General features: G+C 72.7%; 15 protein-coding genes and 1 pseudogene. 9 read left to right on the plus strand and 7 right to left on the minus strand.

The features are described 5' to 3' along the window. Nucleotides 1-126: 126 nt before the first annotated feature. Nucleotides 127-2,094, plus strand: coding sequence for a heavy metal translocating P-type ATPase (locus FDO69_RS25560; protein WP_104782196.1), 1,968 nt, complete (start codon nucleotides 127-129; stop codon nucleotides 2,092-2,094). Nucleotides 2,095-2,104: 10 nt separating this feature from the next. On the opposite strand, the gene FDO69_RS25565 is transcribed toward FDO69_RS25560, so the two are convergent. From FDO69_RS25565 to FDO69_RS25575, 3 genes are all read right to left on the minus strand, one after another. Next, entirely contained in the window at nucleotides 2,105-3,175 is a 1,071-nt protein-coding gene (locus tag FDO69_RS25565) for a LacI family DNA-binding transcriptional regulator (protein ID WP_104782197.1), read from the minus strand. A gap of 136 nt (nucleotides 3,176-3,311) precedes the next feature. Next, on the minus strand, nucleotides 3,312-5,078 hold the full coding sequence (locus FDO69_RS25570) for a glycoside hydrolase family 35 protein (RefSeq protein WP_104782198.1): 1,767 nt from the start codon (nucleotides 5,076-5,078) through the stop codon (nucleotides 3,312-3,314). 32 nt (nucleotides 5,079-5,110) lie between these two features. Beyond that, nucleotides 5,111-6,292: an MFS transporter gene (locus FDO69_RS25575; RefSeq protein ID WP_234388094.1), complete on the minus strand. Its 1,182-nt coding sequence runs from the start codon at nucleotides 6,290-6,292 to the stop codon at nucleotides 5,111-5,113. Between the two features lie 280 nt (nucleotides 6,293-6,572). Here FDO69_RS25575 and FDO69_RS25580 point away from each other — a divergent pair, with 280 nt between their 5' ends. Continuing rightward, nucleotides 6,573-6,971 (plus strand): SseB family protein, encoded by a 399-nt coding sequence (locus tag FDO69_RS25580; protein WP_104782199.1) that lies wholly within the window; start codon nucleotides 6,573-6,575, stop codon nucleotides 6,969-6,971. A 36-nt stretch (nucleotides 6,972-7,007) separates the two neighbouring features. On the opposite strand, the gene FDO69_RS25585 is transcribed toward FDO69_RS25580, so the two are convergent. Together FDO69_RS25585 and FDO69_RS25590 are read right to left on the minus strand one after the other, a co-directional pair. Continuing rightward, nucleotides 7,008-7,361 carry an FAD-linked oxidase C-terminal domain-containing protein gene (locus FDO69_RS25585; RefSeq protein ID WP_324827395.1) on the minus strand — a complete coding sequence of 118 codons (354 nt, stop codon included), beginning with the start codon at nucleotides 7,359-7,361 and terminating at the stop codon, nucleotides 7,008-7,010. 33 nt (nucleotides 7,362-7,394) lie between these two features. Beyond that, the gene (locus FDO69_RS25590) at nucleotides 7,395-7,721 is read right to left on the minus strand and encodes a type 2 periplasmic-binding domain-containing protein (protein ID WP_199838312.1); all 327 of its coding nucleotides are present in this window, start codon (nucleotides 7,719-7,721) and stop codon (nucleotides 7,395-7,397) included. 8 nt (nucleotides 7,722-7,729) lie between these two features. On the opposite strand from FDO69_RS25590, the gene FDO69_RS25595 reads away from it, so the two are divergent. Further along, nucleotides 7,730-7,984, plus strand: coding sequence for a hypothetical protein (locus tag FDO69_RS25595; protein ID WP_234388096.1), 255 nt, complete (start codon nucleotides 7,730-7,732; stop codon nucleotides 7,982-7,984). Between the two features lie 10 nt (nucleotides 7,985-7,994). Here the strand turns inward: FDO69_RS25595 and FDO69_RS25600 are convergent, their stop codons facing one another. Continuing rightward, nucleotides 7,995-8,384, minus strand: coding sequence for a MarR family winged helix-turn-helix transcriptional regulator (locus tag FDO69_RS25600; RefSeq protein WP_104782200.1), 390 nt, complete (start codon nucleotides 8,382-8,384; stop codon nucleotides 7,995-7,997). Between the two features lie 131 nt (nucleotides 8,385-8,515). Then, complete coding sequence (locus FDO69_RS25605) at nucleotides 8,516-9,547, minus strand: LacI family DNA-binding transcriptional regulator (RefSeq protein WP_104782201.1); 1,032 nt, start codon at nucleotides 9,545-9,547, stop codon at nucleotides 8,516-8,518. A gap of 409 nt (nucleotides 9,548-9,956) precedes the next feature. On the opposite strand from FDO69_RS25605, the gene FDO69_RS25610 reads away from it, so the two are divergent. The 6 genes and pseudogenes from FDO69_RS25610 (at nucleotide 9,957) to FDO69_RS25635 (ending at nucleotide 13,508) form a co-directional block, all read left to right on the plus strand. Then, nucleotides 9,957-10,214: an ArsR/SmtB family transcription factor gene (locus FDO69_RS25610; protein WP_104782202.1), complete on the plus strand. Its 258-nt coding sequence runs from the start codon at nucleotides 9,957-9,959 to the stop codon at nucleotides 10,212-10,214. Between the two features lie 48 nt (nucleotides 10,215-10,262). Beyond that, nucleotides 10,263-11,220: pseudogene (locus tag FDO69_RS25615) on the plus strand (SMP-30/gluconolactonase/LRE family protein). Nucleotides 11,221-11,413: 193 nt separating this feature from the next. Continuing rightward, complete coding sequence (gene crcB / locus FDO69_RS25620) at nucleotides 11,414-11,869, plus strand: fluoride efflux transporter CrcB (protein WP_104782203.1); 456 nt, start codon at nucleotides 11,414-11,416, stop codon at nucleotides 11,867-11,869. Continuing rightward, a complete protein-coding gene (locus FDO69_RS25625; protein ID WP_104782204.1) occupies nucleotides 11,866-12,246 on the plus strand; it encodes a DUF190 domain-containing protein in 381 nt (126 codons plus the stop codon). The genes crcB (FDO69_RS25620) and FDO69_RS25625 overlap by 4 nt, the downstream gene beginning before the upstream one ends. After that, a complete protein-coding gene (gene crcB, locus FDO69_RS25630; protein ID WP_104782205.1) occupies nucleotides 12,243-12,590 on the plus strand; it encodes a fluoride efflux transporter CrcB in 348 nt (115 codons plus the stop codon). Before FDO69_RS25625 ends, crcB (FDO69_RS25630) begins: the two co-directional genes overlap by 4 nt. Before the next feature lie 81 nt (nucleotides 12,591-12,671). Then, nucleotides 12,672-13,508 carry an undecaprenyl-diphosphate phosphatase gene (locus tag FDO69_RS25635; protein ID WP_104782206.1) on the plus strand — a complete coding sequence of 279 codons (837 nt, stop codon included), beginning with the start codon at nucleotides 12,672-12,674 and terminating at the stop codon, nucleotides 13,506-13,508. Nucleotides 13,509-13,626 lie beyond the last annotated feature (118 nt).

Raw genomic sequence — 13,626 nt, forward strand, 5'->3', positions numbered from 1 at the left:
AGTTTTGCGCGGTAACGGATACACAGAGATGGTCACACTGGGTCACCTCTTCCATGAAGGTATGAATGAGTCTTCATGTGTTCCTGTATGGTGGGTGGCCACGCGACCCCGCCAGAAGGACCCCTGATGACCTCCACGCTCGCGCCTCAGCCGGTCGAACGGGCGAAGCCCGCCCGCCCCGGAGCGGTGCCCCGGCGGCGTACCCGTGTTCTCGCGCTTCCCGAGGCGCGCTGGGCCGCCGCGGCCACCGCCCTCTTCCTGCTCGCGCTGCCCTTGCAGTTGACCGGCGCCCCCGCCTGGACCTGGGGAGCCCTGTACGCCCTGTCGTACGCCACGGGGGGCTGGGAGCCGGGCTGGGAGGGACTCAAGGCGCTGAAGGACCGCACCCTCGACGTCGACCTGCTGATGGTCGTCGCCGCGCTGGGCGCGGCAGCGATCGGGCAGGTCATGGACGGCGCCCTGCTCATCGTCATCTTCGCCACCTCGGGCGCGTTGGAGGCCCTGGCCACGGCCCGCACCGCCGACTCCGTGCGGGGTCTGCTCGACCTGGCTCCCGCCACCGCCACCCGGCTGAGCCCCGCCGGTGAGGAACAGGCCCTTTCGGTCGAGGAGTTGGAGGTCGGCGACCTCGTTCTCGTGCGGCCCGGCGAGCGGGTCGGCGCCGACGGACGCGTGCTGGACGGGGCGAGCGAGGTGGATCAGGCGACCATCACCGGCGAGCCGCTGCCCGTGGCGAAGGAGCCCGGCGACGAGGTCTTCGCGGGCACCCTCAACGGCACCGGCGCGCTGCGGATCCGGGTGGAACGCGACGCTTCCGACTCGGTGATCGCCCGGATCGTCCGCATGGTGCAGGAGGCGTCCGAGACCAAGGCGCCCACGCAGCTGTTCATCGAGAAGGTCGAACAGCGCTACTCGCTGGGCATGGTGGCCGCGACCCTGGCCGTCTTCCTGGTCCCGCTCGCCTTCGGGGCCCAGCTCACCGACGCACTGTTGCGCGCCATGACCTTCATGATCGTGGCCTCTCCGTGCGCGGTCGTACTGGCCACCATGCCGCCCCTGCTGTCGGCCATCGCCAACGCCGGACGCCACGGCGTGCTGGTGAAGTCGGCCGTGGTGATGGAGCGGCTCGGCCAGGTGGATGCCGTCGCCCTGGACAAGACCGGCACACTCACCGAGGGCAGCCCCCGTGTCACCGACGTCCGGCCGCTGCCCGGATCGGGCCTGGGCGAGCGGGAGTTGCTGACACTGGCGGCAGCAGCCGAACGGCCCAGTGAGCATCCGCTGGCCCGGGCGGTCGTGGACGCGGCCCGCGAGCGGGATCTCGAACTGCCCGACGCCCACGACTTCACCTCCGCGCCCGGCGTGGGAGTCACCGCCGTCGTCGGCGGTCGTACGGTCGAGGTCGGCGCACCCGCCCGGCTCGCGGACGACGCCGTCGCCGCGGCCGCGGAACTGGAGGAGTCCGGCCGTACCGCCGTCCTGGTCGTCGTCGACGGCACGCCCGCCGGACTGCTCGGCATCGCCGACCGGCCGCGCCCGGACGCCGCCGCCACCGTCGCCTCCCTCGCCCGGCTCACCGGCACCGCTCCGGTGCTCCTCACCGGCGACAATCCCCGCGCCGCCGCGCACCTCGCCACCGAGGCCGGCATCGACGACGTGCGTGCCGGGCTGCTGCCGCAGGACAAGCTGGCGGCCGTCAAGGAGATGGAGAGCGCGGGCCGCAAGGTGCTGGTCGTCGGCGACGGCGTCAACGACGCTCCCGCGCTGGCCGCCGCGCACACCGGCATCGCCATGGGCCGGGCCGGCTCCGATCTGGCCCTGGAGACCGCGGACGCCGTCATCGTGCGCGACGAACTCGCCGCGGTTCCCGCCACGGTCGCCCTGTCCCGCCGCGCCCGCCGCCTCGTCGTGCAGAATCTCGTGATCGCCGGGGTGTTCATCACCGGCCTCGTCGTCTGGGACCTGGCCGGTGACCTGCCGCTCCCGCTGGGCGTCGCGGGCCACGAGGGCTCGACGGTCCTGGTCGGCCTGAACGGGCTTCGGCTGCTGAGGGAGGGGGCCTGGCAGCGGGCCGCCGCCGGGGGAGACGGCTGACGAACGGCGGTCAGCGCACCGGTGGGGGAGCGCTGCTCGCCCGCACCACGAGGTCCACGGGCACGAGGGTGTCGATGCGGGGCGACTCGCCCGGGCCGTCGATGCGGTCGACGAGGAGCCGCAGCGAACGGGTGCCGATCTCCGCGAAGTCGGTGCGTACGGTGGTCAGCGGCGGCAGGAAGTGCGCGGCCTCGGGGATGTCGTCGTACCCGACGACGCTGACGTCCCCGGGGACGGACCGCCCGGACTCGTGCAGGGCGTGCAGCAGGCCGAGCGCCATCTGGTCGTTGGAGGCGAACACCGCCGTCACCTCCGGGCGCCGGGCCAGCCGACGGCCCAGGTCGTAGCCGGCGCCGGCACTCCAGTCCCCGACGAGGGGGTCCGGAACGGCGGCGCCGGCCGCCCGGAGCGTCGACTGCCAGCCCGTCAGCCGATGGTGGGCGGAGGTCCAGCCCGTGGGGCCCGCGATGTGCCAGACGGTGGTGTGGCCGAGGCCGAGGAGATGCTCGGTGGCCTTGCGGGCGCCGGTGCGGGAATCGCCGGTGACCAGGGATGTCTCGTCGTCGAGCGCGTTCTCCAGCACCACCAGGGGAGTGCCCAGATCGGTCGCCTCCGCCAGGGTCCGGCCCACCCACAGCTGGGGGGCGATCGCGATCACGCCGTCCGCGCCCTCGGCCGACAGCCGGTTCACGGCCTCGACGGCGGTGTCGTGGTCGGCGGTGTCGAGGGCGATGGAGCTGACGAGGTAACCGGCCTCCTGGGCAGCGGTGTTGATCGCGGTGAGGATCGAGGCGGGCCCGTACCGCGCGGCGTCGAAGGAGATGACGCCGAGCATCCGGGTCCTGCCGCTGGCCAGGGACCGCGCGCTGCGGCTGGGCCGGTAGCCGAGGGTGCGCATGGCGTCCTGGACCGCCTCGCGGGTCTCCGTCCGGACGGCCGGATGGTCGTTGAGCACCCGTGAGACGGTCTGCTTGGAGACCCCGGCCATCCGGGCCACGTCGGCCATCACCGGCCGCGCCCCCGCGAAGTTGCGCCTGCTGCGGCCCTTGGGAACAGGGCCGTCGGGGGCGCTCGGTGTCATGGCGGACGATTCCTCGAGGTCGGCACGGCGGTCCTGAACCCGCCCGGCAGGAGCACAGCATAGGCCGGGCGGTGCCGGTGGGGTCCTCGGCCGGGCCGAACCGCCCGGCGGCCGGCGAGGGAACGCACAGTGTGCCTCACCAGGTGTTCTCCGGGCCGAGGTCGGGGGTGTCGGTGAGCAGGGCGCGGGTGGCCGTGGTGCCGTGCAGCTCCAGCAGGACGAGTTCGTTGGTGCCCGGGCGCAGAACCGGGGCCGGCACGTACAGCGTGCGCTGCGGGCCGCGGTTCCAGTAGCGGCCCAGGTGGAAGCCGTTGACCCAGGCCTGGCCCTTCGACCAGCCGGGCAGGGAGAGGAAGGCGTCGGCGGGGGTGTCGACGGCGAACGTGCCGCGGTGGAAGGCCGGGACGGTGACCGGCGCCTGCCCGGCCGGGGCGAACGGCACCGCGTCCAGGCCGTCCAGCGGCAGCGGACGGCAGTCCCAGCCCGTCAGGTCCGTGCCGTTGAGGGAGACGGGGCCGAGCAGACCCTTGGGTGCGCCGATCCGGGGGCCGTAGTTGACGCCGCCCATGTTCTCGACGAGCACCTCCAGCGTCGCCCCGGGGCGCGGCACCCGCACGGGCAGCGACTCGTCGTGACGTTCGCTCTCCAGCACGCCGACGGGCGCGCCGTCGACGAAGACCTGGGCGCGGTCGCCGACCCCGCGGGCGAAGTGCAGCAGGCCGTCGCCACCGACCGGGAGGGTGGTGCGGTAGAGCGCGTAGCCGGTGCGCTGCCCGAGCTCGTCCATGGTCACGGGCGCGTCGGCGCGCACCGCTGCCGCGAGTGAGCCGGCGAGGGGCAGGAGAGGTGCCCGGCTGTTCAACTCGACCGAGGTGGGCGGGAGTTTGGCACTCGGGGCCGGGGCGGGCTCGTCGGGCACGCCGGCGTGGCGGGCGATGACCTCGCGGAAGGCGTGGTACTTCGGGCCCGGGTCACCGCACTCGGTGAGCGCGGCGTCGTAGTCGTAGGACGTGATGGTGGGCGTGTAGGCGTGCTTGTGGTTGGCGCCGTTGGCGAAGCCGAAGTTGGTGCCGCCGTGGAACATGTAGATGTTCACCGACGCCCCGGCGGACAGCAGCCGGTCCAGGTCCGCGGCGGCGTCGGCCGCGTCCCGCACGTGGTGGGGGCCGCCCCAGTGGTCGAACCAGCCGATCCAGAACTCGGCGCAGAACAGCGGGCCTTCGGGCCGGTGCTCGCGCAGCCGGGCCAGGGACCGCTCGACGCGGCTGCCGAAGGTACTGGCGGTCAGCACCCCCGGCAGGCTTCCCGCGGCCAGGTGCTCGGGGTCGGCCTGGTCGCAGGTGAACAGCAGCTCCTCGACGCCACGGGAGCGGAAGGCGTCGGCGAGGTGCTTCAGATAGGCGCCGTCGTCGCCGTAGGCCCCGTACTCGTTCTCCACCTGTACGGCGATGACGGGACCGCCCGCCGCCGCCAGGTGCGGGCGGAGCGCGGGCAGCAGCAGGTCGAGGTAGCGGTCGACGGCCCCGGTGAAGCGGGGATCGCTGGTGCGCAGCCGGATGTCCGGATCGGAGGTCAGCCAGTCGGGCAGGCCGCCGCCGTCCCACTCGGCGCAGATGAACGGACCCGGACGCAGCAGCACCCGCAGCCCCTCCTCCTGCGCGAGCCGGAGGAACCGGGGCAGGTCGAGGAAGCCGTCGAGGACGAGAGGGCCCTCGGGGCCGGGCTGGTGGTGGTTCCACGGGATGTACGTCTCCACCGTGTTGAGCCCCATCAGCCGCGCCTTGCGCAGCCGGTCGGACCACAGCTGGGGGTGGACGCGGAAGTAGTGCAGCGCGCCGGAGATGATCCGGAACGGCTCACCGTGCAGCAGGAATCCGTCGGACGTCGTCGTCAGGGTGGGCATGCGGAAGCTTCCCTTCGGGAGGGGGAGTGCGGTCAGCGGGAGCGGGTGGCGCGGATCAGCCAGAGCGTGGCGGACAAGCAGAGCGCCGACACGCCGCAGAGCAGGAGCGGCACGGCGCGGACCCCGGACCACTCGATGGCCTTGCCCAGAGCCGGCCCCGCGGCGACGCCCCCGGCCATGGAAGCCGCGATGACCAGCGCACCGGCCCGCCGGGCCCGCGGGGCGGCCCGGTTCAGCCACGGCAGACCGGTGGGGAAGATCGGAGCGATGAACAGACCGACACCGGCGTACGCGTAGGGCGCCAATGCCGGGACGGTCGCGGCCAGCAGACACACCGTCATCCCCGCGCAGGAGACGGTGATGATGGCCTGGGCGGAGAAGCGCAACGCCAGCGGAGCGGCCAGGAAGCGGCCGACGGTCATCATGAGCCAGTACACGGAGGTGGCGGTGGCGGCGGCCCCCGCGCCGTAGCCGACGGTCTCCAGGTGCGTGGGCTCCCAGCCGCCCACACCGGCCTCGATGCCGACGTGCAGCACATAGAGGACGACGAAGACGGCGAGCACGGAGCCGAGGCTCCGTCCCAGAACGGCTCCGCCGACGGCCCGTTCTCCGGCCATGGCGGGCACCTGGTTCCGCACGCCCCTCAGGCACAGCAGCAACGGCAGATTGGCGAGGGCGAAGACGAGGAAGACGGCCGGGTAGTGCTCGGAGCCGACCGCGCCGATCACGGCGGGCCCGAGGATGGCGCCGATGCCGAAGTGCGCGTTGAGGATGTTCAGCATCGCGGTCGAGCGGTGGCCGAAGCCCACGGCGAACAGCTGGTTGAGGCCGTAGTCGATGCCGCCGAAGCCGAGCCCGGCGAGCAGGGCCGCAGCCAGCGCGGTCGGCCAGTCGGGCGCCAGCGCGAAGCTTGCCGCGCCGACGGCCATCAGAAGGTACGAACTGCCGAGGAGCCGCCGGTTTCCGATCCGCCCGTAGAGCCGGTCGAACAGCAGCACACCGGCGACACCACCGACGAAGTGCGCACTGAGCCCGAGCCCCGCGGCGGACGGCGACAGCCCGAACTCCGCACGCAGAGCGGGAATCGCCGGCCCGTACAGCGCCTGCAGCGCCCCGATGAGGACGAAGCCGGCACACGAGGCCAGGACGGCGGCCCTGCTGAAGAGCGGGCCGGGCGGTGCGGAGGAGGGACGGGCGACGCGCTCTTCGATCACGCGGACTCCGAGGGACGGGCCACCGAGTGGCGGGGCGCAGGGCACAGGCGCGTACGTCTGGATCAGACGCCAGATGTTACCGGTAACATCTGGCCCGTCAACATCCCCCAGCAGGTCCGGCTTCGCCGGTATCCCACCACGAGATCTCCCCCGCGCTCCCACGAACCCCGAAGATCCACCAGGATTGCCCCGTTGCCGTTCGGGTACGCGAGCAGGACCGTACCCGGGGCGGATCTTGCCCCGGGCAGGCCGCACGACCGCCGCTACCAGGGAATGTGCCATGGAGACACCCGCAAACGACCCCACGCCCACGCCCGCCCAGCGGGCACTGGACGTCCTCGCCGAGAACACCGAGGACACGGCGGCTCTGGACGCGCTCGCCAACAGCGACGTGCTCATCCCCGTGCCCGACGACGCGGGCGACGCCGACAACGCCAACCCCTCGACGGTGGCGCTGCCCGTGCTGGAGCAGCCCGGCGGCGAACCGGTGGTGCCCGTGTTCACCTCCGAGGTGGAGATGGCCGGACTGCTGCCGTTCGTCTCGCGCTACCGCATGGTGCCGCTCGGCGCCCTCGCCGCCCAGTGGCCGGCCGACGACCTGTCGCTCACCATCGACGGCAGCTCGGAGCACCGGCTGACGCTGACCTCGGAGGGAGTCCGCACCCTGCTGGTCCGCTAGCAGCACTCGCGCCGGCGCCCACGCGGTCGCGGCAGGTCAGAGCGCCTTGCCGGGGTTCAGAATGCCCCGGGGGTCGAGATCCTCCTTGATCCGCCGCTGCACCGCGTGGGCCGCCGGCCCCAGTTCTTCGGCGACCCACTGCCGCTTGAGCACACCCACGCCGTGCTCCCCGGTCAGCGTGCCGCCCAGCCGCAGCGCCAGGGCGAAGATCGCGCCCGCCGCTTCCCACACCGCGTCCGGCAGCCCGCCGAGGGCGGGGTCGACGACGATGATCGGATGCGGATTGCCGTCCGCGGCGTGAGCGATGGTGAACACCGGCACGTCGTGGCGCGCCGAGATCTCCCGGACCGCCTCGGCCAGCCGGGAACGAGGCACGGCGATGTCCTCGATCGTGCTCGGCCGCCAGTTCGGCGATGCGCTCGGTCACAGGGCCTTCTTCAGGTCGGCGTCGAGGGCGGTGGTCCAGAAGGACTTCACGTCCAGGTGCTCCTTCAGTGCTGCGAGTTCGGTTGAAGGCGTCGCCGACCTTCTGATGGGAGGTGATGGCTCGTCGCCGACCGGCCGGGCACGCGTCGGGCGCTGCTTCTGGGGGTCGACGAGATCCTTCCTCGCCTGGGTCAGGGGCTGGTGGGTGGCGGCGGTGATCTTCTCGAAGCCTTCCTCGCGGCCGACGCGGACGTAGGCGTACGCCTTGGTGATCCGGGCGATCAGATCGGCCGCCGCGCCCCGCCGCGCCGGGCTCTCCAGCACGTTGTCGCGTGCCCGCCCAGGTGGCCGGGGACGCGGGGTATCTCGCGGGCGTCCTCGACATCGCCCGCACCGGTGAGGGCGTGGCCCTGCTCGCCGCGGTCGGTTCCGCCCCCGACGGGCTCACCGCCTGCGCGGCGCTGCCGCCGGTCACACCCATACCGATGAGTGCGCTCGCCCGTTCCGGGGCGGACCCGGCGACCGTCGCGGCCGCCTTCGATGCCGTACGGGACCTGCTGCGGCAGGACACTCCGGCAGGGGTCTGACGCGCGGGGCCTATGCGCCCAGCGTCCGGGCCAGCGCGGCCCGCTGCAGGGGCAGCGCCTCGGCGTGCAGGTCACGGCCCTTGGCGGTCAGGGCGACCCACACGCCCCGCCGGTCCTCCATGCACACGGACCGCGTCACCAGACCGTCCTTCTCCAGCCGGGCGATCAGCCGGGACAGCGCGCTCTGGCTGAGATGGACCCGCCCGACGAGGTTCTGCACCCGGCACTGCTCGCCCTCCTCGGGCGCCGCGGTCGCGAGCATGTCCAGGACCTCGAAGTCGGACGCGCCGAGACCGTGCGGATGCAGCGCCCGGTCGATCTCGCACATCGTGCGCGCGTGCGCCGACAGGATGTCGCGCCACCGGTCCTCGAGCTGCCCACCAGCCGTTTTCGCCGCCATATGGGAACGGTAACACCGGCGCGGGGTTCAATGACCGTGCATGCAGTACGGGCTCGTCGCCCGGGTGTGGAACCCTCGACCCCCTGCCGCCACGCCGGACCGCAAACGCTTCCGGCAGGGCGCCGCGAACCTCAGGCCGACTCCCGCTTCACCAGCTCCGTCGGCAGGATCACCGCCGCCGGATCCTCGCCCCCGATCTGTGCGAGCAGCACCCGCACCATCTCGTTGCTGATGCGGTCCCAGGGCTGCCGGATGGTCGTCAGACCGGGACTGGAGGCCACGGCGGCCGGCGAATCGTCGAAGCCGCCGAGCGCCACGTCCTGCGGCACCCGCCGCCCGGCCCGCCGCAATGCCGTGAGCGCACCCTGTGCCATGAGGTCGGAGGCCACGAACATCGCGTCGATGTCCGGGGCCTGCGCCAGCAGCCGCTCGGCGCCCGCCTCGCCGCTCGCCCTGCCGTAGTCACCGGAGACGACCAGCCGCTCGTCGAACTCCAGGCCCGCCTCCGCCAGCACCTCCTTGTAGCCGGCGAGGCGCTCGACACCGCCGGGTGTGGTCAGCGGCCCGGTCACCGTGCCCACCCTGCGCCGGCCGAGCGACAGCAGGTGGCGCACCATGTCGCGGGCCCCGTCGCGGTCGTCGGCGGCCACGTAACTCACCTTGGAGGCAGGCCCGATCGGCTTCCCGCACGCGACCAGCGGCACCCCCGCCTCGCGCAGCCGCTTCGCGACGGGGTCGCCGGAGTGGCTGGAGACCAGCAGCACCCCGTCGACGTGACCGGCGGTGATGTACCGCGTGAGGCGCCGCCGTTCGTCCTCGGTGCCCGCCAGCATCAGCAGCAGCGGGATGTCGTGCGCGGCGAGCGCCTGGGTGCAGCCGCGCAGCAGGACGTTGAAGTTGGGGTCCTCGAAGAACCGCTCCTGTGGCTCGGTGAGCAGGAAGCCGATCGAGTCGGACCGCCCGGTGATCAGGGAGCGGGCGTGCCGGTTGACGACGTAACCCGTTCTGCGAATGGCCGCGTTGACCGCCTCCTGGGCGGCCGGGCTGACGTAGTGGCCGCCGTTGAGGACACGTGAGACGGTGCCGCGCGAGACCCCCGCCTCGCGCGCCACGTCATGGATCGTGGGCGGCCTGCGCCTGCCTCCGGCAGCGTTCATGGTCAAGACTTTACGGCTCCGGAGAGCAGGTCCGGACTCCAGAACCGGTGGATGACCAGGAAGAGGGCGACGAGCGGCAGCACCGCGAGCCATGTCGGCGACCCCCGGGCCATCCTCACGTCCGACGGCGTGAACCACGCCGAGGCTGCATCCGGCAACGCCCGGGAGACCAGGCGCTGTTCGGCTACGACGACGGGGCGCTCTCGTCGGCGTCCTGGTTCCGGCACCGCTGAGCCCGGGGGAAGGGCCTGACCGCCGGGCCCCCTCCCCTCCTTAACCCGCGTATCCGAATTCCGCCCCTCGATACGGTAGTTCGGTATCGGTCAACGATGCCGAGTGCCGGACAGGGCGGCGTCGACTGCGAGACAGTGGGAAGGCTCGGTGAGAGGGCGAAGCCGCGAGGCAGGGGCACGACATGCTGAGGACTCCCACGGACGAGACGCGGCTGCGCATCCTGGCATGGCTGAAGGAACCCGGTCCCGCGGCGGACGGTGTCACCGCGGACGCCGTCGCCGAGCGGTTCTCGATACCGCGCCCGGTCGCCGTCACCCATCTCCGGCTGCTGGAGGCCACCGGCATGCTGCGCACCAGCAGGTCCGCGGGCCGTGTGCGCTACCACCGCGACGACATGCGGATCGCCGAGGTCGCCCGGATGTTTGAGAAGGGCTGGTAGGCGACCCGGCACCGCGGAATCGCCCCGACGACGAAGGACACGCGCGCTATGGACCGTCCCACGGCACTCGTCCCCCGCCACTACATCGCGGTGGGCCCCGGCCCCGAGGACGTGGTCGCCGACCCGCGCGGCCGTCCTCACCGGCGTCGCGGACGGCCGCATCCTGCGCCTCGACGCCCTCGCCGACCCGGTCGCGGCCCGCGTCGAAGTGCTCGCCGAGACCGGTGGCAGGCCGCTCGGGCTCGAACTCCTCCCCGACGGCGACCTGTTGGTGTGCGACGCCGAACGCGGCCTGCTGCGGGTCGGCACCGGCGACGGCACGGTCCGGATCCTCGCCGACTCGGTGGCGGGAGAGCCGCTGCGGTTCTGCAGCAACGTCGTGTCCCTCTCCGACGGGAGCGTCTACTTCACCGTCTCCAGCCGTCGGTACCCCCTGGAGCACTGGATCGGCGACATCGTCGAACACACCGGGACGGGGCGGCTGCTGCGGCTCGCGCCCGGCGCCGACGCGCCCGAGGTGGTGCTGGACGGCCTGCAGTTCGCCAACGGGGTCGCCGTCGGTGCGGACGAGTCCTTCCTCGTCGTCGCCGAGACCGGCGCCTGCCGGCTCCTGCGCCACTGGCTCACCGGTCCTCGGGCCGGGCGGAGCGAACCGTTCGCCGAGAACCTCCCGGGCATGCCCGACAACCTCTGGCGCGGTGCGCCCGACGGGCCCATCTGGGTCGCGCTCGCCGGGCCCCGTGTCCCGCCCCTCGACCTGCTCCACCGCGGCGCGCCCGGTGTCCGGGCCGCCGCCGCACGCATCGCCGTGCGCGCCCCGTTCCGCCCCACCGGCGCGATCGCCCTCCAGGCCTTCGACGACGAGGGCCGCGTCGTGCACCACCTCGCCCGCCGCCACTCCGGCTACCGCATGCCCACCAGCGTCTGCGAAGCGGGCGGGCACCTGGTCCTCGGCAGCGTCTGGGAACGGGGGGTGGCGGTCTGCGAGCCACCCGCCCCGAAGTGACCTGCACCGCCCGCCTCGGAGTGACCCCGCCCCGCCCCCGGGGTTAACCTGAACTCCGGCCGCGACCCGTCGCGGCGCGGCGGTGGGGCCCGCCGTACCCGAACCGCGGCAAGGACGCCGCCAACGGTCCCTACTTGCGACGGCGCGTGCCCGTACGACTCCGGGCCCCGGCGAGTAGGAGACGGACCACCCCATGACAGTCCCCGAAGGCCTCCGCGTTCCGGCGACCACTCCCCACCCGTCCCCCTGGCGTGCCCAGGCGCCCGTCGTCGTGGTCGTCTCGCTCGGCGGGGGAGTGGGCGCGACCGCCCGGTACGCCGCCTCCCTCGGGTGGCCCACGCCCCCGGGCGGCTTCCCCTGGACGACCCTCTGGGTCAACATCGCCGGCTGTGCCGTGATCGGCGTGTTCATGGTGGTCATCACCGAGATCCGGACCGCCCACCCCCTGGTCCGCCCCTTCTTCGGCACCGGCGTCCTCGGCGGCTTCACCACCTTCTCGACGTACGCCGTCGACATCCACAAACTCATCGACGGCGGCCGTCCCGGCACCGGGCTGGCCTACCTCGCCGCGACCCCGCTCGCGGCCCTCACGGCGGTGTGGCTCGCGGCCGGGACGACCCGCCGCGTGCTGAAAGGAAGGCGACGATGACGAGGCTGACCGGCAGGGCCCTGCGCCTGACCGTTTTCGTCGGCGAGCGCGACACCTGGCACCACAAGCCCCTCTACTCGGAGATCGTCCACCGCGCCCACGCGGCGGGCCTCGCGGGCGCCAGCGTCTTCCGCGGCATCGAGGGCTTCGGCGCCTCCTCCCTGATCCACACCTCGCGGTTGCTCTCCCTCAGCGAGGACCTGCCGGTCGCCGTGGTGATCGTCGACACCGAGCCACGCGTGCGCGCCTTCCTTCCGCAACTCGACGACATCGTCACCGAGGGGCTCGTGACCCTCGACGACTGCGAGGTGATCCGCTACGCCGGACGCGGGGACGATCCCGGCACAACGGACGCGAAGGGTAAGAACCCGTTGTGAACTGGCTGCTGGTCGTCTGCGGCGCGATGGTGGGTGCCCCGCTGCGCTACCTCACCGACCGGGCGGTCCAGGCCCGCCATGACTCGGTCTTCCCCTGGGGCACTTTCACGGTCAACGTCACCGGCTCCCTGATCCTCGGCCTGCTCGCCGGAGCCGCCACCCATGTCCAGCTGCTGCTCGGCACCGGTCTGTGCGGTGCCCTGACGACCTACTCGACGTTCTCCTACGAGACGCTGCGGCTGGCGGAGACCGGGGCGCGTCTCCAGGCCGCCCTCAACGTCGGCGTCACCGTGGCGGTCGGCCTTGCCGCGGCCTTCGCGGGGGCTGCGCTGGCGCGTATGTGAGGCGCGTCCATGAGCTCCGTTCTCGTCCGGGTGTAGTAAGACGGTCCCCTCCGCTCCCGCCCCCGAGCAGAACTGGATCCCATGAGCGTCATCAGCGTCGGTCAGGCCGTCGTCCTCGGAGCCGTCGAGGGGGTGACCGAGTTCCTGCCCGTCTCCTCCACCGGCCATCTGAAGATCGTCGAGGGCCTCATGGACATCCCCGTCGACGACGACGCCGTGGTCGGGTTCTCGGCCGTCATCCAGGTCGGCGCCATCGCCGCGGTGCTCGTGTACTTCTTCAAGGACATCGTGCGGATCGTCTCCGCCTGGGGGAGGGGTCTGCGCCACCGCGAGGAGCGGTACCACCACGACTACAAGTTCGCCTGGTGGGTCATCTGCGCGACCATCCCGATCGTCGCCGTCGGACTCGCCGCCAAGCCGCTCATCGAGGGCCCCCTCGCCTCGCTGTGGGTGGTCGCCGGCTCCCTGATCGTCGGCAGCGGCGTGATGTGGGCGGCGGACCAGATGGGCCGGCACAAGCGCGGCGAGGACGACACCTCCTTCAGGGACGCGATGCTGGTCGGCAGCTCCCAGATCCTCGCCCTGCTCTTCCCGGGCTTCTCCCGCTCCGGCGCCACCATGTCCACCGCACTGATCCTCGACCTGGACCGCGTCGCCGCCACCCGGCTCTCCTTCTTCCTCGGCATCCCCGCGCTGACCGGCGCCGGCCTCTACGAACTCAAGGACGCCCTGGGCACCGGGGTGGGGGCGGCGCCGCTGGCCGTCGGCACGCTCGTCTCCTTCGCCGTGGCGTACGCCTCCATCGCCTGGCTGCTGAAGTTCGTCGCCAAGCACTCCTTCAACGCGTTCGTGATCTACCGGATCGTGGTGGGCGTGCTGCTGTTCGGGCTGCTCGGAGCGGGTGTGCTGCACGGCTGAGTGTTCTGCCGGGAGGCGCCGTCGTCCGTCTGCGGCGCCCTCGTGGCCCGTCGCACGGTTCCCCGCGCCCCTTCGGCACACCCTTGACAGCACAAGCCGTCGCCCGGAGTATCTCTCC

This window comes from Streptomyces tibetensis (assembly GCF_007655005.1).
Classification (GTDB): Bacteria; Actinomycetota; Actinomycetes; order Streptomycetales; family Streptomycetaceae; genus Streptomyces; species Streptomyces tibetensis.

Excerpts from the sequence above, each read along its gene's own strand:
- FDO69_RS25570 (WP_104782198.1), bottom strand. The coding sequence starts at position 5,078 with ATGCCCACCCTGACGACGACGTCCGACGGATTCCTGCTGCACGGTGAG.
- FDO69_RS25625 (WP_104782204.1), top strand. The coding sequence starts at position 11,866 with ATGACGAGGCTGACCGGCAGGGCCCTGCGCCTGACCGTTTTCGTCGGC.
- crcB (WP_104782203.1), top strand. The coding sequence starts at position 11,414 with ATGACAGTCCCCGAAGGCCTCCGCGTTCCGGCGACCACTCCCCACCCG.
- FDO69_RS25560 (WP_104782196.1), top strand. The coding sequence starts at position 127 with ATGACCTCCACGCTCGCGCCTCAGCCGGTCGAACGGGCGAAGCCCGCC.
- FDO69_RS25635 (WP_104782206.1), top strand. The coding sequence starts at position 12,672 with ATGAGCGTCATCAGCGTCGGTCAGGCCGTCGTCCTCGGAGCCGTCGAG.
- FDO69_RS25580 (WP_104782199.1), top strand. The coding sequence starts at position 6,573 with ATGGAGACACCCGCAAACGACCCCACGCCCACGCCCGCCCAGCGGGCA.
- FDO69_RS25565 (WP_104782197.1), bottom strand. The coding sequence starts at position 3,175 with ATGACACCGAGCGCCCCCGACGGCCCTGTTCCCAAGGGCCGCAGCAGG.
- FDO69_RS25610 (WP_104782202.1), top strand. The coding sequence starts at position 9,957 with ATGCTGAGGACTCCCACGGACGAGACGCGGCTGCGCATCCTGGCATGG.
- FDO69_RS25600 (WP_104782200.1), bottom strand. The coding sequence starts at position 8,384 with ATGGCGGCGAAAACGGCTGGTGGGCAGCTCGAGGACCGGTGGCGCGAC.